Here is a 20,767-nt window from a genome sequence, read left to right as displayed (position 1 = left end):
AACGACATCACGTTTCTGCCGGACCTAATGTAAAGAAATTTAAAGAAAATGCACCTCTTATTCATTGATTAAGCACGATAAAAGCCTATTTTCAGAAAATCTAAAGCAGCCATTCAGCCGCCTTATTTATCCAGGCTGAGCTGCGGCTCCTCAACCGTTCCCGGAAGCGTTTCGGGCGGCTGCGGAGCAAATCCGCGCAGCCCGACCACGTGTACATGTTCGGTGTTATTAAACACCTTACGCACCAGCTTGTAGGTCGTTCCTTTCTCCGGGCTGATATTTTCCGGCGCGGCGATAATCAGCTGCATCTGCAGGCGCTCACACAGCTCAAACAGGGTGGCGATTGAACGAGCATCCAGTCGCGCCGCTTCATCGAGGAACAGCAGGCGGCAGGGAGAGATATCCTTGCCGCGCAGGCGGCGAGCCTCGTCTTCCCAGCTCTGTACCACCATCACCAGGATGGACATCCCCGTACCGATCGCCTCCCCGGTGGACAGCGCCCCGGACTCCGCACGCAGCCAGCCGTCGGAGCCGCGGTTAACCTCAACCTCCATCTCCAGGTAGTTGCGGTAGTCAAGCAGCTCCTCGCCGATGGTCTGCGGCGTACGCTGGCCCATATCGATCTGCGGGTTCAGCCGCTGATACAGCTTCGCCAGCGCCTCAGAGAAGGTCAGACGATTGCTGCTGAACAGATCCTGATGCTGCTCATGCTGCTCCGAGAGCACCTCCAGCATCGTGGCGTGGGTTTCGCGCACGTTGACGTTCAGGCGTACGCTGTTCACCTGGCCAAAGGAGACGTTCTGCAGCCCCTGGTTAAGCTGGCGGATGCGGTTCTGTTCACGCTGAATAGTTTTACGAATAATGTTTGCCACGCTGCGCGAGCTAATGGCCAGCTTCTGTTCGCGGGAGGTCAGCTCCTCGGTCAGACGGCTGAGTTCGATCTCCATCTGCTCAATGGCTTCAACCGGATCGTCGGTGCGGATAATATCCTGACGAATACGCTCGCGCAGATGCTGATAAACCGCCACGAAGAACTGGATCTTACGCTCCGGACGTTTGGGATCTTCGGACATGCGCAGCACGTCGCGCAGGTGTTCGTTATCCGCTACCGCGAGACGCAGCGCCCCCAGCGCCTTATCCGACATGGAGCGCAGTTCGTCAGCGGAGAGATAGGCCAGCTCGCGGCGATGCAGGCGACGCTCGACGCCGTTATCTTTCACCATTCGCATTACCGCGCACCAGCCGGCCTTGGCGGTAACCACCTGCTCGCGCATCTCAAAGTAATCACGCTCCAGCTTGCGCAGCCTGCGGGTCAGGTTGTCCATCTCCGCTTCGCAGAAGGTCAGCGCCTTCTCCAGCTGATTGCGGCGCGTGCGGTTGGTGCTCAGCCGGGCGTGCAGTTCGTCGCGACGAGTACGGGCGCGCTCCTCCGCGCCGCTGTCGGCGCGCACGCCGATATCCTGCAGCTCGCGCTGCAGATCGTTAAGCAACTCTTTCTTGGTTTCCCAGGAGCTTTTTAGCGACGCCAGCACCTGGTTGTACTGGCTAAGCTGGGCCGCATGGCCGCGCAGCGCCTCGCGGGCACGGCTACGCTCACCTTCCGCCTGCGCCAGTCGTTCACGTAGCTTTTCGTTGAGATCGCTGTTGCCGCTGAGCATCCCGGCGGAGTCGGCGTAGCCAAAGTGCGCGCGGCGCTGGACCACCTCCGCCAGCGCAAACGCCTGCTGACGCGCCTCACGCTGCGTCTGCTGGGAACAGGTGTAGTCTTCTTTCAGCTGTTCAAACTGCTCCGGATCGTTCTGCAGCACCGAAACCATCGGCTCCAGCTTCGCCAGCCGGCTGCCGTGCTGCTGAATAAAGCGCGCGGCTTCCTGCGCTTCGTCCAGCCGCTCGCGGATCTCGTCGACCCGATCGGCCAGCGTATCGTCGGCCAGCAGGTTCAGGCGCGGCAGCAGGCGGTTCAGCGCGGCCACGCCCTCTTTCGCCTGCTCGTACTGGATCCGCTGCTGCTGATTATCATTTTCGTGGCTGGCCAGAGCGCGCTCCAGCTCAACGCGGCGGCCGTTCAGCTGCCGGATTTCCGCTTCCGGATCGTCCTCAAAGGCCACCGCCAGATGGCTACCGATAAAGCGGCTAAAGGCCTGATGCAGCCGCTGGGTTTTTTGTACGTCAAACGAAAGGGTGGCGAAGCGCTCAGCAAGCCCTTCGCGCTCGGCGTGCAGGCTTTCGATACGGCTTTCGCGGGCCGCGCGGCCAAAAATCGGCACCGACGGGAAGCGGGAGTAGCGCCACTGGCGGTCGGCGATTTTTACCACCACCGCCTTTTCCAGCTCGTCGACGCTGAATACGCTGTCGTCAAAGGACTGCGGATCCCCTTCGATCAGATAGAGATCTTCCGGGCAGTCGGTTAGCCCCTCCAGCCGATCGGCGACCAGCGACAGGTCCGGCACCACGATGGCGTGGCGTGACGGACCGTACAGCGCGGAGAAGTACGGCGCATCCTCCAGGCTGACGTCGTCATAAATTTCCGACAGCAGCACGCCGCCGAAACGCTCCGCCAGCGCGTTAAGACGCTGATCTTCCGCCCCGCCCGGCTGGCTTAAGCGTTCAATCTCTTCATCGACCGCGTTTTTACGCACGCCGACCTCGTCGCGTTCAACAATAGCCTCGCGCTCGCGCTCCAGCAGCTGCTGCAGATACTCGGTAACCTCCTGGCTGGAGGTCAGCGCCTCGCCGCACTGCTCGCTAAGTTCGTTAAGGCTGTTCTGCGCCGCCAGCCAGACGGGCGCGCGCTGCATCAGTTGCTGAATGCGCGTCTGCAGTTGCCCCTGCTCCTGACGCAGCGCCATCCGCTGTTCATGGGCATTCGAGACGCTGTCGGACAGCGAGACGATACGCGCCTCAAGCTCCTGGTGCAGCGCTTCCAGCTCGTCAATATCGAACTGCCGTCCCTGCCGCTTGCAAAATTCCGCCAGCAGGCGCTCGGCCTCCTGCTGTTCGCGCAGACGCTGCTCCAGTTCGCTAAGGCGCATACGCAGCGGCTGGACCTGCTCCGCCAGATGGCGCTGGTCAACGCCTTCACGCAGCAGCTCCCGCGCCACCTCCCAGGCCTCGCTACGCGCCAGCGGGCCGTTGATCTCCGCCACCAGCTGCCAGGCCTGCTCAAACTGGCTGTGGGCGGTTTGCGCCACGCTCATTTTCTGCTCAAGGGAGAGCAGTTTCTCGGTCGCCTCCTGCTCTCTGGCCTGGAAGGTTTCCAGCCACTGGGCCGCGCTGTCTGCGGTCAGATCCGGCAGATGGCAAAGGGACTTTGCCCGCTCCAGCGCCGATATCGCCTGGCTGTACTGCAGGGCGCGGGTCTGCTGCACGTCCAGCGCCTGCTGGTAGTCGGCGAGCTGGTTTTTCAGCTCATCCACCTCCAGCTCGGCGGCCTCGGCACGCGCTTCGTTATCTTCCTGACGCTCAACGGCCTCCGCCACCACCTCGTGCTGCTCTTCGAGGCGGACCTGCAGCTCTTCCAGATCCGCCTCATAGCGTTCAATTTTTTCCTGCTGGCGCAGCGCGGTTTGCACCAGGTTCAGGTGGTCGCTCGCGGCCTGGTAATCGGCTTCGAGATCCCCCTCCGCGCCGTTGTGCTCCTCCAGCTCGCGCGCCATATCGACGTGCTTGTACTGCTCTGTGGCCAGCTGTTTGCGGGAGGCGTGCAGCTCCCGGCGGAACGCCAGCGCCTTATCCAGATACACGCGCCGCTCGTTGGCGTGGCGCATATAGTCCGCCGCCACGTAGTGGGTGGCTTCGCTAATCAGGTGCTTAAACAGATCCCTGTCCGACTGGGTGACGCGGATCGCCTCCAGGGTCAGGCGGTTTTCCCGCAGCGCGGCTTCCATATCCTGGAACGCCTTACGCACCCCGCTGTTTTCCGGCAGCAGGTAGTCGCGCAGGGAGCGGGTAATGGCGCTGGAGATCCCGCCGTACAGCGAGGCCTCAATCAGGCGATAGAACTTGCTGCGGTCAGAGGCGGTGCGCAGGCGACGGGCGATAATGCCTAAGTCGAACATCAGCGAGTGATAATCGGTAATCGAGTTAAACTGCTTAAACTGTACCCCTTCTATCGCCTCAAGCTTGTCTTTCAGCTCAACAAGCGACAGCACCCGCGCCTGACGGGCGTCCAGCGTCTCGGTCACCAGCTGGGTCGGCTGCACCGACATCGGCAGCCCCTGGATGGCGAACGGCTTGATATCAACTTTACGATCGCGCCCGGCGACCTGCTGCAGGCGCACCCCCACCACCACGCGCTGGTGGCGGGAGTTAATGGTGTCGAGCATGGAATAGCAGACGCCCGCCTTCAGCTTGCCGTGCAGGCCCTTATCGCGGGAGCCGCTGGTGGCCCCCGCCTCGGTGGTGTTACGGAAGTGCAGCAGGGTCAGATCCGGGATCAGCGCCGTGACGAAGGCCGCCATAGTGGTGGATTTCCCTGCCCCGTTCCCGCCCGAGAGGGTGGTGACCAGCTCGTCGAGATCGAAGGTCCGGGCAAAAAAACCGTTCCAGTTAATCAGCGTTAGCGAGCGAAATTTACCGCGTTCAATCATTATTCTTCCTCTCCACTTTCCGGCTGATTTTCTTCGGTCTCATCATTGAGCTGCAGGTGGTTTTCGACCGGCATCGCTTCGCCGTCGCGGATCAGGCGGCGCTGCGCCTCACGCGGATCGTCACCGGTGCGCACGTCGGCCCCAAAGCGGAATACCGACTCGATAATGCGAAATTTGCTGCTGTCGTGGCCCATAAACCACACCATCCCCAGGCGACGCAGGCGGTTGAGCGACGAGCGCATTTTTTCCTGCAGCTTCTGGCGGTCAACGTCGGAGCCGGTGGAGCGGTTATTGACCAGTTTCAGCAGCTTCGACTCGTCGGCGAGGGTCAGCAGCTCGTCGTACAGCTCCTGCTGGGTAAAGATCCCTTCGTTCGCCAGCCGCTCCGGGCTGAGATAGAGGTAACAGAGGATTTTACCCACCATCATGTCCAGCTCGGAGAGGACGGAGCGCGGGATAAGGGTGGTGGAACGCGGGCGCAGATAAAAAAACCCCTCCGGCGCGCGGATCAGCTCGACGTTATAGCGAGCGTAAAACTCTTCCAGGTATTCCTGAAAATCCATCAGAAAGGCATGGTTGTCCAGCTCGTCCAGCCCGATATGCCGGCCGGCGCGTAAGGCGCTGTCCAGCGCCGGAAATAACGGATTCGCCAGCGCCTGCGCCAGCTTAACCGGCATCACTTGTTCAATATTTGTCAATGACATGCGCCTGTACCTTGGCTCCGTAATCATTAATCGGCTGCCATTTGGCCGGCAGTCCGGTGAAATCTGCTTGCGCTACGCCAAGACGTACCGCCTGATCGATGACAATGCGCGCCACGTCGAAATGCCGTGCGCGCGGGTATTGCGCCAGATACTCGCGTACAACCAGCCCGAGATCCAGCGGCGTTTGTCTGGTTTTATAGACTGCCAGCTGTTCTTCGATAAGCGCCGCCAGCTGTTCGCGGATCTCGTTAAACTCTTCGTACTCCAGATCCGGCGGAAGTTCCCCGGTGACCTCTTCATCGCGCAGCGCCAGCTCCTCATCGCGCATATCGAGCAGGCGATCGGCGTTGGCGTAAGTCAGCGCCCACGGGTCATCGAAGTAAGTCTGGACGGACTGGCGCAGGCGCTGGGCGAAGACGCGGTTTTTATCCATATCGATCGCGGTACGGATAAATTTATGCACGTGCCGGTCATAGCCGATCCACAGGTCGATGGACTGCTGGCCCCAGCTGATAATGCGATCGAGCTTGCTCTGCAGATCGAACACCAGCCGATCGACAATGTGCAGATCGTCACGGGCCAGCGTCGCGTCCTGAATGCGCAGCAGGTTGGCCTGTAGCTTATCCCCCGCCGCCTCCAGGGTGTCCTGTAGCTCGCGCAGGGTTCCGGAGGTTTCTGAAAGCAGCAGCTCGCAGCTGGAAATAGCCGCGCGCCAGTCTTTGTTCAGCAGCTGCGCGATTTCATCCTTCACCTGCTGCTGCTGCTCGTCCATGATCCGCTGGGTCAGATCGATACTGTCGAAAATCTCGGCCACGGAATATTTTAGCGGCGCGTAGACGTTGCGGTGCCAGTGGAATTCGTCGCCGCCCTCGTCCGCCGCGTCCGCCGCGCGCTTCAGCTCCCCCGCCACGATCGACAGCTGCATGGAGAGGCGCAGCGTGGAGAACTCGCGCTGGCGGATGTAATAGTCGGTGATGCCGATGCCGAGCGGGGTCAGGCGATAAATGGCGTTACCCTCCGCCTGCTCGCTGGTAAAGCGGTTCAGCAGACGTTGACGCACCATGTCGTTGATCGCGTTATTGGCGCGGACGCCGATGGTTTCGCTGGTTTGCTCAAACGCATCACTCACGTGGCGGAACGCATCCACCAGCTCACCTTCGCTCATCTCACCGTCCAGGCGCTCGCCGTTCAGGGTGGCCACCGCCAGCAGGAACGAAAGCCGGTCTACCGGCAGCGAGAGAGAAAAGTCATTTTTTCTGGCCCAGGCAACCAGTTCCGGGACTGTCTGGGAAAATTCATTCATAGGTTATCCTTGCATCTGCGGCTCGATCCTGGCCTTTAATCGCGGTGACGTGAATATAGCGCCCGAGGCTAATCCAGGGCTCCTGGCGACAATAGCGCGTTTCGAGTTCAAGCAGCGCTTCGTAGCGTTCGCGCTGCTGCTGCTTTTCACGCAAATAATCATGAAATATGCGTACGCCGGTCCGGCTGACGATCCGCCAGCCGATCTCCTCCAGCCACCGATAAACCTGCCCGGGATCGCGCGGGTAGTCTGGCGAAAGCGTCCGTTTTTTACGTTTTGGCATCCCCGACCGCACGTAGTCAAAGTTCCCTGCCACCATGTTATGCATCAACAGGCCGTTGGCGTTATAAAACATCAGCGACAGCGCACCGCCCGGGCGCAGCGCCGACCACAGGGCCTTCAGCGCGTCAACCGGCTCCGCCACCCACTCCAGAACGGCATGAAACAATATCAGATCGACAGGACTTTCCAAATGGGTGGCCACCTCCTGGGCGGCACACTGGATAAAACGCATGTTGCCCAGCACGCCTTTCGCTTCCGCCGCGCGCTGCGCCCGCTCGATCATCTCGCCGGAAAGATCGCACAGGGTAACCTGATGACCAAGCCCGGCCATTTTAATCGCCGTCTGTCCCTCACCGCCCCCGGCATCAAGCACGCGCAGTTTACGCCCGCCAGTCTCCGCCAGCAGCCGCTCTAAATCCTGCCACAGAATCGCCTGCCGCAGCTGCCCTTTGGTGGTGCCGTAAATGTTACGGGAAAACTTTTCGGCGATGTCATCAAAATTGCGATCCCGCATCGGACTCTCCACTGGCAGCGCTTGGTGTTTGTTAGCAAAACCGCTATTTTGTCATACCTGCGGCGATAATGAACCTCTCTGCTGCAATATCCCGGAAGAACTTCTGCCGTATGGTTAAAAAAGGAGCCAAAAAGGATGCTTTTCACGCTGAAAAAAATCGTCGGCGGGATGCTGATGCCCCTGCCGCTGATCCTGCTTGCCATCGGCTTCGGGCTGGGGCTGATGTGGTTTAGCCGCTTTCAGAAAACCGGCCGGGCGGTTATCAGCGTCGGCTGGCTGACGCTGCTGCTGCTCAGCCTGCAGCCGGTGGCCGACGCGCTGCTTCGCCCTATTGAAAACAGCTACCCGACCTGGCGGAACAGCCAGCGGGTACAGTACATTGTGGTGCTGGGCGGCGGCTATACCTGGAATCCGCAGTGGGCACCCGGCTCGAATCTGCTCAATAACAGCCTGCCGCGCCTTAACGAAGGCATTCGCCTGTGGCGCGCCAGTCCGGGGGCAAAACTGATTTTTACGGGAGGCGTTGCGCAAAGCAATACGGTGAGCGCGGCGGAGGTTGGCGCGCGCGTGGCTGAATCACTGGGCGTTCCCAGAGAGGATATTATTACCCTGGATCGGCCGAAAGACACCGAGGAAGAAGCGGCCGCCGTTAAGCTGGTCATTGGCGACGCCCCCTTCCTGCTGGTCACCTCGGCATCTCACCTGCCACGGGCGATGATATTCTTTCAGCGCGCCGGGTTACATCCGCTGCCCGCACCGGCAAACCAGCTGGCCATCGAGTCCGCCTTAAACCCCTGGGAGCGCGCGATACCCTCACCGCTCTGGCTGATGCACAGCGAGCGGGCGAGCTATGAAACGCTGGGCCGCATCTGGCAATGGCTGAAAGGCGCGTCAGGCGAGCCAGGGAAGCAGTGATTTACCCGCCAGATCGAAGCTGGAGCGGTTAAAATGGCCGGTGTTCACCAGCTGCGCAATCTCGTTCCACAGGACGTACAGCCAGCGCCGGCAGATAAATGACTCCGCGACCGGCGCGCGCTGCAGGTAGTGCCAGAGCAAATCCTCCGCAAGGGTGCCGTCCATCAGCCGGAACAGCTCGTACTCCCTGGGTGCCCAGAGCATCACTCCAGGTCCGACCATCGCCAGCAGCTGATCGCTGCGGGGATCTTTCAGCATACTTTGCAGAGTGAAATTACCGTGGATTAGCACGCAGTTATCGTTAAAGTCCGCGAACAGATCGGGCAGACATTCGCGGGTCCGAAATAAGAGCCGCTTATCCTGCATCGTCAAACCGGTGTTATTGAACTGATTCAGGGTGCTCCACAGCACCTCGACGCGCTGGCGATACCAGGCGGGCCAGACGTTTTCCTGAGTGCTATCCACCGCGCCGACGCAGCCCCGGCTGTCCTGACGATGCCAGGCCAGCAGCGCCTCGACGATCTGTGCCTTCAGTTGATCCCAGCGCTCGGGGGTACGCGCCGGAGCCTCAACGGAGACCCCGCGCAGCCGTTCAAGCAGCAGGATATCCGGCCCGTCATACTCTTCATGGGTCATGACGCCATAGATAACCGGCATCCGCACCGTGCCGTTTCGCGCCAGCATGGTCGTTTTCCAGGCCACCTGCTGCGCCATGCCGGGGAGAGAAAAACTTCGCGCCATCAGCGGCATTGGATTTTCCTGAGCATCATAGAGCGTCCATAAGGTGGTATCTGCCTTTTCACTGATGCACTCTACGCGGCTGAGCTTCTCGCCCAGCAAATGACTTAATTCAGTACGCAGTCGTTCCATTCCTTTTACCCCACAAAGACGACGGCTTTTATAATGGCCGCCATCCGGAGCGTTGTCACCCGGATCAGATCAATTGATAAAAGGAAAATAGCGCAGAGAGGAGACGCCTCCCGGGGACGGGAGGCATGGGGGAAACTGAGGTTAACGCATTTCGGCGCGAACGCGCTCAAGATCTTCGGCGGTATCGACACCCGTGCCGGGCACCTCTTCCGCCACCGCGACGTGGATCTTTTCGCCGTACCACAGCACCCGGAGCTGTTCCAGCATCTCAATATGCTCAAGCGGGCCTGGCGTCCAGTTGACGTAGCGGCGGATAAAACCGGCGCGATAGCCGTAAATCCCGAGGTGGCGCAGGAACGTATCGCCAATCGTTTCAAGGCTTTTAGCGAAGCGATCGCGATCCCAGGGGATGGTCGCCCGGGAAAAATAGAGCGCATGGCCTTCGGCGTCCAGCACCACTTTGACCACGTTCGGATTAAACGCCTCTTCCACGCTGTGAATCGGTGCCGCCAGCGTCGCCATGCCCACCTCGCGCCGGGCCAGGTTATCCGCCACCTGGCGGATAATGACCGCCGGGATCATCGGCTCGTCGCCCTGCACGTTAACGATAATGGTGTCGTCGCTGAAGCCGCACTTCTCCACGACCTCCGCCAGACGTTCGGTGCCGGACTGATGGTCGGGGCGGGTCATGCACACCTCTCCGCCGGCGGCCTCCACCGCCCGCGCCACGTCGTCATGATCGGTCGCCACGATGATGCGCCCGGCACCGGACTCACGGGCGCGCTCCAGCACGTGCACAATCATCGGCTTACCGTTGATATCCAGCAGGGGCTTGCCCGGCAGGCGCGTGGACGCATAACGCGCGGGAATAATGACCACAAAGCTCATGATTGTCTCTCATCGGCGGCCAGCGCGCGGGCTTCGTTTTCCAGCAGCACCGGAATGCCGTCGCGCAGGGGAAAAGCAAGGTTATCCGGTTTGCAAATCAGCTCTTGTTTTTCCTGGTTGTACCAGAGTTTGCCGTTGCAGACCGGGCAGGCAATGATTTCAAGCAGACGGTGATCCATAGTTCCTCCAGATGGACCGGATTGTGAATTGACAGATCTTATCATAATCGTTTATTGCTCCGCGTCTATTTCCCAGCCCCGACGGCAGTCCGCAAACAGGCCGCCCGGCAGCACGCCGAGCGCCACCCGGCCCGCTCCCTGCCAGCGGGCAAACGACGTTATCGCCCGGCTTAGCCCCTTCTGCAACCTTACGCCAGGCCGAACGCCCGCTTCCAGGTACAGCGCAATCACCTCCAGCACGCCCGCCTTACGATGCATTTTGGCATCCATCCGCCCCACCAGCCGCCCGCGATACAGCAGCGGCAGGACAAAATAGCCGTACTGCCGCTTCGCTGCGGGGGTGTAACACTCCAGCCGGTAGCTGAAATGAAACAGCTGTTCGACCCGCCGCCGATCCCATACCACCGGATCGAAGGGCGACAGCACCGCGCTGTGGCTGGCGGTTAACTTTCCGGCCAGCGCCTGCTGCAGCTGCGCCAGCCGGTCCACATGCAGCCACATCGGACCTAAGGTATCAACCTCGACGGCGACAATCTGCCCCTCGGCCGCGCGGCTCTCCCGCCAGGCGGTAAGATCGGGGCGCTTCAGGCGGTAGTAATCCGCCAGCCACTGCTCGCGAAAAATCCCCAGGCTGCGCGCGCTGTTGTCGAGCATGATGGCCTCCGCCTCGGCCGGAGAGAGCAGATCGCGCGCGTCATCCCAGTGCGGCATAACGCGATGGGTTAAATCATATACCCGCTGGAAGTTACGCCGCTCCACCACCATCAGCTTTCCGGCGGTAAACAGCCCTTCCAGGTGGCGCTTGTGCGGCTTCCACTCCCACCATCCGCCGCCTCCCCGGCACGGGGCGTCAAAATCCGCCGCACGCACCGGCCCGTAATCCTCAATATGGCGAAGCAGTCGGGCAATATCATCCGCATGTTCTACCATCCATGCCGCTTTGTACTTCCAGCCCATTCCTTCCGGTGCAAGCATACGGTGGCGCACCAGCCGAAAATCATCGCGCGGCATAAGGCAGGCCTCATGCGCCCAGTATTCCATCAGATCTCCGCACCGCAGCGCGTCGTCCAGCCACTGCGGCGGATAGTCGCCCAGGCGGCTGAACAGCACCAGATAAGGACTACGCGCGACAATATTGATGGTGTCAATCTGCAGGAGCGACATGCGTGAGAGGGTAGAGAGAATATCCGCAGGCAACGCGCGACGCTCAGGTGCTTTCAACAGCCCCTGAGCGGCAAGATGAAGATGGCGAGCGTCGGCAAGAGAGAGCTGCAGCGACATTGGTGCCCCCATAAAAACCCGCCGCCGCCTGATGACGCTAGCGAATCAGCGAGACAAGTTGTGCAAGTAAGGCATCCGGCCGCTCCCCCGCCAAGCGGGCGTCAACGGGCAGATACCACCAGCTGTCTTCGGCAAAAGCGCGGCATTTCACCGCGTCTTTCTCGGTCATAACCAGCGTCTGCCCGGCACCGAGCAGCGCCTTCACGTCGCTATGGGACAGCGGCTGGTGATCCGCCAGCGGCACACACTTCTGCGGGTGCGCCCCGCACGCCTCAAGCGTGGCGAAAAAGCGCGGCGGGTGGCCAATGCCAGCCATCGCCACGATGCCCGGCAGTTGCGCAACATCGCGACGCTCGCCGGTGCGTAAATTGATCGCCGGCCCCGGCGCAAGCTGCATCGGGATTTCGCCCTCCCGCGGAACGCCGCCGTTAACGATGACCGCATCCACCGACTTCAGCCGCCCGGCGCGCTCGCGCATCGGCCCGGCCGGCAGCCACCAGCCGTTGCCAAAGCGGCGGACGCCGTCAATTACCACGATCTCCACGTCGCGCGCCAGACGATAGTGCTGTAAACCGTCATCGGTAACAATTATCTGTAGGTCATGCTGCGCCAGCAGCGCGCTGACCGCTTCCGCACGCGCGGGAGATACCGCGACGGGCGCTCCGGTCCGCTGATAGATCAGCACCGGCTCATCGCCCGCCTCGGCCGTGGTGGTTTGCGGAGTCAGCAGCAGCGGATAAGCGGCGGCCTTGCCACCGTAGCCGCGGGAGACAACGCCCACGCGCACGCCGCGTCGCTGCAGCTCCTCCACCAGCCAGATAACCACCGGCGTTTTGCCGTTACCGCCTGCCGTCAGGTTGCCCACCACCACCACCGGAACCGGCGCGCGCCAGGCGCGCTTTACGCCGAGGCGGTAGCACAGGCGAATTGCGCTACTTGCCAGCCCGTACAGCCAGGAGAGCGGCAGCAGCAGCCGCCACAGGGGCGACTCCCCGGACCAGATTCGCGCAATCATTGACCAAACTGCATTTTGTGCAGCTGGGCGTACACGCCGCGCTGCGCCAATAGTTCACCGTGGGTGCCGCGTTCCACGATCGTCCCGTCTTCCACCACCACAATTTCATCCGCCTGTTCGATGGTAGAAAGGCGGTGGGCGATCACCAGCGAGGTCCGGTTTTTCTGCAGCTCGTCGAGGGCGGCCTGAATGGCGCGCTCAGACTCGGTATCCAGCGCCGAGGTAGCCTCATCAAGAATCAGAATCGGGCTGTCGCGCAGCAGGGCGCGGGCGATGGCGATACGCTGGCGCTGACCGCCTGAGAGCAGCACCCCGTTTTCACCAATAACGGTATCCAGACCGTCATCCATCTTATTGATAAAGTCCATCGCATAGGCCATCCGCGCGGCCTCTTCGATCTGCTCGCGGCTGTACTGTTCGTTGCGCGCGTAGGCGATGTTGTTGGCGACCGTATCGTTAAACAGATGCACGTTTTGCGACACCAGCGCCACCTGGTTACGCAGCGAGCTGAGGGTATACTCCCGCAGATCGTGCCCGTCCATCAGTATTTCGCCCTGGTCGACGTCGTAGAAGCGGGTAATCAGGCTGGCGATGGTTGACTTGCCGGAGCCTGACCGTCCCACCAGGGCCACGGTTTTGCCCGCCGGAATTTGCAGGCTGATATTGCGCAGCGCCGGGACTTCACGTCCCGGGTAGGTGAAGGTGACATTGCGAAACGCCAGATCCCCCGTTGCGCGCTCAATAACGCGGGTTCCTTCGTCTTTCTCCTGTTCGCTGTCCAGAATAGCAAACAGGGTCTGACAAGCCGCCATACCGCGCTGGAACTGGGCGTTAACGTTGGTCAGCGACTTCAGCGGCCGCATCAGCGCAATCATGGATGAAAAGACCACGGTAATGGTGCCCGCAGTCAGGCTCTCCATCACGCTCGGGAAGCTGGCCGCGTACAGAACGAAGGCCAGCGCCAGCGACGCAATAAGCTGAATGATCGGGTCAGAAATAGACGAGGCCGAAACCATCTTCATGCCCTGCAGGCGCATTCTGTTGCTGACCTTATCAAAGCGTTTGGTTTCAACCTCCTGGCCGCCAAAGATCAGCACCTCTTTGTGGCCCTTCAGCATCTGCTCCGCGCTGGTGGTCACCTGCCCCATCGTGTTCTGCATATTTTTACTGATGCTGCGAAAACGCTTCGAGACCACCCGAATGGCAATCGACACAATGGGGGCCAGCACGACCAGAATCAGCGACAGTTGCCAGCTGTAGTAAAACATCATAACAAACAGGCCGATAATCGACGCCCCTTCGCGCACCACGGTGATCAGCGCGCTGGAGGAGGAGGAGGCAACCTGTTCTGAGTCATAGGTGATACGCGAAAGTAGTGTCCCCGTAGACTGCTTATCAAAAAAAGCGACGGGCATACCCATCATATGGCCGAACAGACGTCGGCGCATGGTCATTACCACTTTGCCCGAAACCCAGGAAATGCAATAGCTGGAGATATAGCTGGTAATGCCGCGCAATATCATCAGACCAATGACCACCAGCGGCATCCAGAGCAGCACTGAGCGATCCGTTTTTCCAAATCCCTCATCCAGTAAGGGTTTAAGGAGCGATAGCATGAAGGTATCGCTGGCTGCGTTGAGAATTAACGCTACACCCGCCACGATCAGACCCGATTTAAAAGGCGCTATGGTTGGCCACAGCCGGCGAAACGTCTGCCACGTAGAGAGATCTTTATCGTTATGCATTCAAAAAACCAGCATTTGTTGAAATAGCCGCATATTCTACCCGTTATCCTCTGGCACGCCAAACCACTGATGATACCAGCGGGGCAAAATCTGCTGCCGAAACGTGCGCACTTGCCATCCCTGAGGGGAAAAATCAAGGGTAATCTGCCCGTGATGCGGTGTATCCAGCCACCGGTAGCCCTGCTCCCTATAACGCTTTTTGACCTTCTGCGAGGGCAGTCGCCAGGCGTTGTAACGCGATGCGGAGACCAGCGCTGCCTGCCCCCCTACCCGCTGCACCAGCGCCAGCGATGACGAAGTGCTGCTGCCATGATGCGGCACCTGGATCACGGTCGCCTGCAGCTGCTGCCAGTAGCGACGCAGCATTTTCTGTTCGGCCGGCGCTTCAATATCGCCAGTCAGCAGAACGCGGTGCTTGCCGTCATCCACGCTGACCACGCAGGAGCGGTTATTTCCGCTGGTGGTCTCCCCCGCCAGAGGCCAGTGCGCGCGAAAATTCAGCCCCTGCCACCGCCACGCTTCGCCGCGAAAGCAGGGCTTATGCCCCTCCCACCCCAACGGGCTTCTTATCCAGAGAGAGGGCCATGCCTTCTGCAGCGTGCGCAGCCCGCCGCGGTGGTCCAGGTGCTCATGGCTGAGAATAATCCCTTCCGGATGCAGATTATGCCAGCGCAGCCAGGGGATAATCTGTAGCTGCGCGCTGTCGCCTTCAGGCCAGGCCGTACCGGTATCGTACAGCAGCGCCTTCCCGTTGCGGACAATCGCCACCGCCAGCCCCTGGCCGATATCCAGCATATGGACCTGCCAGCCGTCGTCCCGGGGCGGACGCCAGAGCGGCCAGCTCAGCAACAGCAGCGCGGTGAGGCAGACGGCCGGAACGCTGCGCCAGGCGTTTAATCGCCATGCCACCAGCAGCAGCCAGGGGGAAAAGGCGAGCCACTGCCAGCGGGCGTCAATGTCGATCCAGCCTTCGGGCAGGCTTCTGAGCAGATGGAACAGGAGCGCCAGCGAGCGATCCGCCAGATACCACAAGGCTTCTTCCACGATCTGCGGGCCGGTCAGGTGGGCGATCATCCCGGCGAGGATCAGCGGAACGGCAACAAAGGTCACCAGCGGCACGGCAAACAGGTTGGCGATGATTGAGGTCAGACTAATGCCGTGAAAGTACGCAATCTGCACCGGAGCCAGCAGCAGCGTTATGCCCAGCTGCAGGTGCGCCAGCCCCAGCAGCGGACGCACGATCCGCGCCCCCGGCCAGACGGGACCGGGAATCCACTGATACCAGAAAATCAGCGCGGCGACGGCCACTGCCGACAGCCACAGGCTGTGCGAAAGTACGGCCAGCGGATCGACCACCAGAATCGCTGCCAGGCAGCAGCACCACACCTCCCAGCTGCTCCACTGCCGCCCGCTTAGCTTCAGCATCCCCCAGACCGCCAGGGCTACCACCGTACGCAGGGCGGGAGGCTGCAGGCCCGTCAGCCAGGCATAAAACGCGGCGCAGGCAATGCCGCCCGCCAGCGGTGCCCGCCAGCCGATCCACCTGACGGGCAGAAGGCGTTGTCCACCGCGAATCAGCAGGCCTGCCAGCAGCGCCGCGAAGCCAATATGTAGCCCGGAGATCGCCATCAGATGCGCCGTGCCGGTATTGCGCATAATGTCTTTAATATCACGGGGCAGCGCCAGCCGCTCCCCCATCCCCAGCCCTGTAATAACCGGCTGCCAGGCGTAAGCCGCCAGCGTTGCGTTTAGCGAGGTAAGATAGCGGGCGCGCAGGCTGCACGCCGGTTGCAGCACGCTGGCTTTGACTATCCGCCCGCTCAACGACCGGTGCTGGGCCAGCGCGTAGCGCTGACCATCAAAACCGCCCTCGTTTAACGACCCGTGCGCCGCGCGGATCCTCAGGGTCATCGCCCAGCGCTGTCCGGCACAGGCATCCTGCGGCAGACTCTGGCCGTACAGAACAATACCCGGTGCCGGAAACAGCCGCTTCCCCTGCAGATGAGTGATCTCTCCGTAGTGCGTGGTCATGTTATCCGTACCGGTAAGTCGGACGACAACCTGGCGGGCTTTTCCCGGTAAGTGGGCGACGGGCCACAGAGCCTGCTGTGCCGCCAGAATCCCCCACAGAAAAAACAGCAGAACCAGCGCGGCGCGGTGCGCGACGCTCCACGGCAGCAGGGCGAAAGCGCAGGCCAGCGCAAAGGCAGCAACGCACAGAACTGTAGCGGGAAGCGCAGGCAGAGCAATCAGCGGCAAAATACCGCACAGGGCGCAGGCGCTGGCTGTGGTTATCTTCATAAACACCTCTCTGAGACAGAGAGTGTGCAGATTTTTTTATCGCCTGTCCGGTAACAGATTAGCGTTATGCGCGACCGTTTCCGGAATATTTCTCCGGCAACGAAAACAACAAAATAAAATGCGAGGCGCTTTCCGGAAGCGGAAAATGGTTATGAAAAAAGCACCATCAGGTGCTTTTTTCGGGATTCAGTTTTGCGTTAAAACTTAACCGTAAATATTGGCGCGATCGCGCAGTTCTTTACCCGGCTTGAAGTGCGGAACATACTTTCCTTCCAGCTCCACTTTATCGCCAGTCTTTGGGTTACGTCCGGTACGAGGCGCGCGATAATGCAAAGAGAAACTGCCGAAACCGCGGATTTCAATACGCTCGCCCTGCGCAAGCGTCGAGGCCATATGCTCCAGCATCTCTTTGACCGCATCTTCAACCGCTTTCGCGGGAATATGAGATTGCTGGGTGGCAAGCCTTTCGATCAATTCTGACTTGGTCATGATTCCTCCGGTTCCTGTAAGGCAAAATCGGCGACGGCCGATACATTGATTAAGGGCGGCCATAGCCGCCCTTTGTCATTGATTACAGAATGAATTCTGCAACCTGTCAAGTGTGCTTGTCATCCTTTGTGCATCGGGGCGTGCAGCCGCCTGAGGCCCAAAGGATTCAGCGCTCCTGATTATTCGCCTTTCGCTGCTTTGAAAGCTTCAGCCATTGCGTTGTTGGAGAAGTTAGCATCTTCCTGCTTGTTCACAGTGGCGATGGCATCTTTCTCATCGGCTTCGTCTTTCGCACGAACGGACAGGCTGATTGCGCGGTTTTTACGATCGACGCCGGTGAATTTAGCTTCAACGTCATCGCCAACGCTCAGAACCAGGGTCGCGTCTTCCACGCGATCGCGGGAAGCTTCAGAAGCGCGCAGGTAGCCTTCAACGCCGTCAGCCAGCTCTACGGTTGCGCCTTTCGCGTCAACGGCAGTGACTTTACCGGTTACGATTGCGCCTTTCTTGTTCAGCGCAACCCAGTTGTTGAACGGATCTTCCGCCAGCTGCTTAACGCCCAGGGAGATACGCTCACGCTCGGCGTCAACCTGCAGTACAACGGCTGCGATTTCGTCGCCTTTTTTGTATTCACGAACCGCTTCTTCGCCTGCAACGTTCCAGGAGATATCAGACAGGTGAACCAGGCCATCGATGCCGCCGTCCAGGCCGATGAAGATACCGAAGTCAGTGATAGACTTGATTTTACCTTCAACACGGTCGCCCTTGTTATGGGTTTCCGCGAACTGCTGCCACGGATTAGCTTTGCACTGCTTCAGGCCCAGGGAGATACGACGACGCTCTTCGTCGATATCCAGAACCATCACTTCTACCACGTCACCAACGTTAACCACTTTGGACGGGTGGATATTTTTGTTGGTCCAGTCCATTTCGGAAACGTGAACCAGGCCTTCAACGCCCTCTTCGATTTCCACGAAGCAGCCGTAGTCGGTCAGGTTGGTCACGCGACCGGTCAGGCGGGTGCCTTCCGGATAACGTTTAGCGATAGCCACCCACGGATCTTCGCCCAGCTGTTTCAGGCCCAGGGAGACACGAGTACGCTCGCGGTCAAACTTCAGCACCTTAACGGTGATTTCGTCGCCAACGTTAACGATTTCGCTCGGATGCTTAACACGTTTCCATGCCATATCGGTGATATGCAGCAGGCCGTCAACGCCGCCCAAATCGACGAATGCGCCGTAGTCAGTGAGGTTCTTAACGATACCTTTGACTTCCATGCCTTCCTGCAGGTTTTCCAGCAGCTGATCGCGTTCTGCGCTGTTTTCGGATTCGATAACGGCACGACGGGAAACCACCACGTTGTTACGCTTCTGATCCAGCTTGATGACTTTGAATTCAAGCTCTTTGCCTTCCAGGTGCAGCGTGTCGCGCACCGGACGGACGTCTACCAGGGAACCCGGCAGGAACGCGCGAATACCGTTCAGCTCAACCGTGAAGCCGCCCTTAACTTTGCCGTTGATAACACCGGTAACAGTTTCAGCATCTTCGTAAGCTTTTTCCAGCGTGATCCAGGCTTCATGACGTTTCGCTTTTTCACGGGACAGCAGCGTTTCACCGAAGCCGTCTTCTACTGCATCCAGCGCTACGTCAACTTCGTCGCCCACCTGGATTTCCAGTTCGCCCTGGGCGTTTTTGAACTGCTCAGCCGGAATGGCAGACTCGGACTTCAGGCCGGCGTCAACCAGCACTACGTCTTTGTCGATAGCAACAACAACGCCACGAACGATAGAACCCGGACGGGTTTCGATTTCTTTTAAGGACTCTTCAAAGAGTTGAGCAAAAGATTCTGTCATGTTTGATCTTCAGGTTTCATATTTTAACGTCCACCTGGCTCCGTGCCGGATGGGGTTGTTTCACATACCCACTGTCATTCCTTTGCAGCGGGGATACTGCTAATTCGGTCGCATTAATTATGCGAGTGCCAGCTTTTGGCGCGCGTAGTGTAACGCTTTTTCAATCACTTGCTCAATGCTTAATCGGGTGGAATCCAGAACTAAAGCATCGGCAGCGGGTGCCAGCGGCGCAACGGCGCGATTACGGTCGCGATCGTCACGTTCCTGTATCTCGGCCAAAAGGCGTTCAAAGTTAACACTAAAGCCCTTCTCCTGCAACTGCAGCATACGGCGGTGCGCGCGCTCTTCAGAGGAGGCGTCGAGGAAAATTTTTACCGGCGCATCCGGAAATACCACCGTTCCCATATCGCGTCCGTCGGCAATCAGGCCGGGCGGCTCGCGGAAAGCGCGCTGACGCCGCAGCAGCGCCTCGCGTACGCGCGGAAAGGCGGCGACCTTCGAGGCGACGTCGGCGACGTCCTGGGTACGGATTTCAGCGCTGACATCCTCCCCTTCGAGGATGACTTCCAGGCTGCCGTCGGTTGAGACAAAGCGGACGTCCAGATGGGAAGCCAGCGGCACCAGCGCGTCCTCGGAGGCAACGTCCACGTGGTGATGCAGCGCCGCCAGCGCCAGTACGCGATAGATCGCCCCCGAATCCAGCAGATGCCAGCGCAATGCTTCCGCCATAGCCTTGCACAGAGTTCCTTTTCCTGCGCCGCTCGGCCCATCAATCGTTATTACCGGGGCAATTGCCGTCATCTTTCTCTCCTTATAACAGGCGTACCGTTAACATAAACGCCGCGCATTATACGCGCCCACGCCCGCTATCGTTAACGTTGCATGCAAAAACCTGTCTTGTATATATTCAGGTGGGGAATAGTTGCGCAATTATAGCGGGCTGGCAGGGAACCAGCCCGGAAGTTCACATAGTTTTACTTTTTATCTGCCGCGATACGATCGCGGATATGCTGCGCGCGATCGGCTGACGCCGGATGGGAATCCATCAGCGACTTCGCACGACCGCCGTCCAGACCGGCTAATTTATCAAAGGCGCTCGCCAGCCCATCCAGCTTAATGCCGCGCTTCTTCAGCAGATCGTAGGAGAAGTCGTCCGCGTCGGATTCCTGGCTCCGGGAGAAGGTAGAGTTAACCACTCCTTCCGCCAGATCGCCAAGCTGGGACTGGGAAAGCGAAGCCGCCGCGCCGCCGGCCGAGGCGATGGCATCGCGGGCCGCCAGGGTTGCGTACGCCGTCTGCATCGCTTTACGCGAGTGGCCCAGCGAAACGTGGCCCAGCTCGTGACCCAGTACGCCTTCAACTTCGTTATCGGTCATCATATCCATCAGACCGGAGTAGACGCGAACGCAGCCGTTAGCCATAGCCCAGGCGTTAACGTCCTGAGTGAGGTATACCTTGTAGTTGACCGGCGTACCGTCAATATTGTTGCCCAGCGCCTTAGCAATTTTATTCAGACGCTTGGTGTATTTGCTTTTCGCACCGGCGATCTTGTTCTCACCATCCATCTGCTTACAGGCACCGTCAGCCAGCGATTTTACCTCGGCGTCGGAAAGCGTGGCGGCCTTGTAGGCCGACATCCCGGAGCTGGCAAGGAGATTGCCGTCAAGATTGGCGCAGCCGGCGAGCAGTGTGGAGGAGACGGCAAGCGCCAGGAGTAATGATTTATTCTTCATATTAATCTTCCGTTGATAATAAATAACTTAAACTTATAAATCAAAAAGTTACAGCTATGGAAGAGTAACACTATGCGCGGTAACAGAAAAGCGGAAAGCAGCGCGT

The 20,767-nt window shown here is 59.6% G+C and carries 16 protein-coding genes; 1 reads left to right on the top strand and 15 read right to left on the bottom strand.

Translation table 11 applies throughout. From position 1 onward, the window contains the following. Positions 1–122 precede the first annotated feature (122 nt). From mukB to cmoM, 4 genes are read right to left on the bottom strand one after another with little or no spacing between them, the layout of a single operon-like run. Positions 123–4,589, bottom strand: coding sequence for a chromosome partition protein MukB (gene mukB / locus GJV78_RS10970; protein ID WP_155108386.1), 4,467 nt, complete (start codon positions 4,587–4,589; stop codon positions 123–125). Beyond that, a complete protein-coding gene (gene mukE / locus GJV78_RS10965) occupies positions 4,589–5,293 on the bottom strand; it encodes a chromosome partition protein MukE (RefSeq protein WP_155108385.1) in 705 nt (234 codons plus the stop codon). The genes mukB and mukE overlap by 1 nt, the downstream gene beginning before the upstream one ends. Beyond that, positions 5,274–6,596: a chromosome partition protein MukF gene (gene mukF, locus GJV78_RS10960; RefSeq protein WP_155108384.1), complete on the bottom strand. Its 1,323-nt coding sequence runs from the start codon at positions 6,594–6,596 to the stop codon at positions 5,274–5,276. The genes mukE and mukF overlap by 20 nt, the downstream gene beginning before the upstream one ends. Continuing rightward, positions 6,589–7,392 (bottom strand): tRNA uridine 5-oxyacetic acid(34) methyltransferase CmoM, encoded by an 804-nt coding sequence (gene cmoM / locus GJV78_RS10955; protein ID WP_155108383.1) that lies wholly within the window; start codon positions 7,390–7,392, stop codon positions 6,589–6,591. The genes mukF and cmoM overlap by 8 nt, the downstream gene beginning before the upstream one ends. 135 nt (positions 7,393–7,527) lie before the next feature. Here cmoM and elyC point away from each other — a divergent pair, with 135 nt between their 5' ends. Further along, positions 7,528–8,307 (top strand): envelope biogenesis factor ElyC, encoded by a 780-nt coding sequence (gene elyC, locus GJV78_RS10950; RefSeq protein WP_155108382.1) that lies wholly within the window; start codon positions 7,528–7,530, stop codon positions 8,305–8,307. On the opposite strand, the gene GJV78_RS10945 is transcribed toward elyC, so the two are convergent. From GJV78_RS10945 to loiP, 11 genes are all read right to left on the bottom strand, one after another. Beyond that, positions 8,284–9,177: a YcbJ family phosphotransferase gene (locus GJV78_RS10945; RefSeq protein WP_155108381.1), complete on the bottom strand. Its 894-nt coding sequence runs from the start codon at positions 9,175–9,177 to the stop codon at positions 8,284–8,286. The genes elyC and GJV78_RS10945 overlap by 24 nt on opposite strands. A gap of 141 nt (positions 9,178–9,318) precedes the next feature. Beyond that, entirely contained in the window at positions 9,319–10,065 is a 747-nt protein-coding gene (kdsB, locus tag GJV78_RS10940) for a 3-deoxy-manno-octulosonate cytidylyltransferase (RefSeq protein WP_155108380.1), read from the bottom strand. After that, on the bottom strand, positions 10,062–10,244 hold the full coding sequence (gene ycaR, locus GJV78_RS10935) for a protein YcaR (RefSeq protein WP_155108379.1): 183 nt from the start codon (positions 10,242–10,244) through the stop codon (positions 10,062–10,064). The genes kdsB and ycaR overlap by 4 nt, the downstream gene beginning before the upstream one ends. A 51-nt stretch (positions 10,245–10,295) precedes the next feature. Continuing rightward, the gene (locus tag GJV78_RS10930; RefSeq protein ID WP_155108378.1) at positions 10,296–11,525 is read right to left on the bottom strand and encodes a winged helix-turn-helix domain-containing protein; all 1,230 of its coding nucleotides are present in this window, start codon (positions 11,523–11,525) and stop codon (positions 10,296–10,298) included. A gap of 37 nt (positions 11,526–11,562) precedes the next feature. Further along, positions 11,563–12,540, bottom strand: coding sequence for a tetraacyldisaccharide 4'-kinase (lpxK, locus tag GJV78_RS10925; RefSeq protein WP_155108377.1), 978 nt, complete (start codon positions 12,538–12,540; stop codon positions 11,563–11,565). Further along, a complete protein-coding gene (gene msbA / locus GJV78_RS10920; RefSeq protein WP_155108376.1) occupies positions 12,537–14,285 on the bottom strand; it encodes a lipid A ABC transporter ATP-binding protein/permease MsbA in 1,749 nt (582 codons plus the stop codon). The genes lpxK and msbA overlap by 4 nt, the downstream gene beginning before the upstream one ends. Positions 14,286–14,321: 36 nt before the next feature. After that, entirely contained in the window at positions 14,322–16,586 is a 2,265-nt protein-coding gene (locus GJV78_RS10915; RefSeq protein ID WP_155108375.1) for a ComEC family protein, read from the bottom strand. A gap of 204 nt (positions 16,587–16,790) precedes the next feature. Then, positions 16,791–17,075, bottom strand: a complete 285-nt coding sequence (gene ihfB, locus GJV78_RS10910) for an integration host factor subunit beta (protein WP_000167332.1) — start codon at positions 17,073–17,075, stop codon at positions 16,791–16,793. A 179-nt stretch (positions 17,076–17,254) separates the two neighbouring features. Beyond that, positions 17,255–18,928, bottom strand: a complete 1,674-nt coding sequence (rpsA, locus tag GJV78_RS10905) for a 30S ribosomal protein S1 (protein ID WP_155108374.1) — start codon at positions 18,926–18,928, stop codon at positions 17,255–17,257. Between the two features lie 117 nt (positions 18,929–19,045). Then, entirely contained in the window at positions 19,046–19,729 is a 684-nt protein-coding gene (gene cmk / locus GJV78_RS10900) for a (d)CMP kinase (protein ID WP_155108373.1), read from the bottom strand. A gap of 173 nt (positions 19,730–19,902) precedes the next feature. Next, the gene (loiP, locus tag GJV78_RS10895) at positions 19,903–20,661 is read right to left on the bottom strand and encodes a metalloprotease LoiP (protein WP_155108372.1); all 759 of its coding nucleotides are present in this window, start codon (positions 20,659–20,661) and stop codon (positions 19,903–19,905) included. Between the last annotated feature and the right edge of the window lie 106 nt (positions 20,662–20,767).

This window comes from Intestinirhabdus alba (assembly GCF_009711095.1).
GTDB classification, from domain to species: Bacteria; Pseudomonadota; Gammaproteobacteria; order Enterobacterales; family Enterobacteriaceae; genus Intestinirhabdus; species Intestinirhabdus alba.
Note: the sequence above shows the minus strand (reverse complement) of the source record. Positions and strands in the feature narration are given on the sequence as shown.

Coding starts and splice junctions, on each gene's coding strand:
- mukB (WP_155108386.1), bottom strand. CDS start 4,589: ATGATTGAACGCGGTAAATTTCGCTCGCTAACGCTGATTAACTGGAAC.
- mukE (WP_155108385.1), bottom strand. CDS start 5,293: ATGTCATTGACAAATATTGAACAAGTGATGCCGGTTAAGCTGGCGCAG.
- mukF (WP_155108384.1), bottom strand. CDS start 6,596: ATGAATGAATTTTCCCAGACAGTCCCGGAACTGGTTGCCTGGGCCAGA.
- cmoM (WP_155108383.1), bottom strand. CDS start 7,392: ATGCGGGATCGCAATTTTGATGACATCGCCGAAAAGTTTTCCCGTAAC.
- elyC (WP_155108382.1), top strand. CDS start 7,528: ATGCTTTTCACGCTGAAAAAAATCGTCGGCGGGATGCTGATGCCCCTG.
- GJV78_RS10945 (WP_155108381.1), bottom strand. CDS start 9,177: ATGGAACGACTGCGTACTGAATTAAGTCATTTGCTGGGCGAGAAGCTC.
- kdsB (WP_155108380.1), bottom strand. CDS start 10,065: ATGAGCTTTGTGGTCATTATTCCCGCGCGTTATGCGTCCACGCGCCTG.
- ycaR (WP_155108379.1), bottom strand. CDS start 10,244: ATGGATCACCGTCTGCTTGAAATCATTGCCTGCCCGGTCTGCAACGGC.
- GJV78_RS10930 (WP_155108378.1), bottom strand. CDS start 11,525: ATGTCGCTGCAGCTCTCTCTTGCCGACGCTCGCCATCTTCATCTTGCC.
- lpxK (WP_155108377.1), bottom strand. CDS start 12,540: ATGATTGCGCGAATCTGGTCCGGGGAGTCGCCCCTGTGGCGGCTGCTG.
- msbA (WP_155108376.1), bottom strand. CDS start 14,285: ATGCATAACGATAAAGATCTCTCTACGTGGCAGACGTTTCGCCGGCTG.
- GJV78_RS10915 (WP_155108375.1), bottom strand. CDS start 16,586: ATGAAGATAACCACAGCCAGCGCCTGCGCCCTGTGCGGTATTTTGCCG.
- ihfB (WP_000167332.1), bottom strand. CDS start 17,075: ATGACCAAGTCAGAATTGATCGAAAGGCTTGCCACCCAGCAATCTCAT.
- rpsA (WP_155108374.1), bottom strand. CDS start 18,928: ATGACAGAATCTTTTGCTCAACTCTTTGAAGAGTCCTTAAAAGAAATC.
- cmk (WP_155108373.1), bottom strand. CDS start 19,729: ATGACGGCAATTGCCCCGGTAATAACGATTGATGGGCCGAGCGGCGCA.
- loiP (WP_155108372.1), bottom strand. CDS start 20,661: ATGAAGAATAAATCATTACTCCTGGCGCTTGCCGTCTCCTCCACACTG.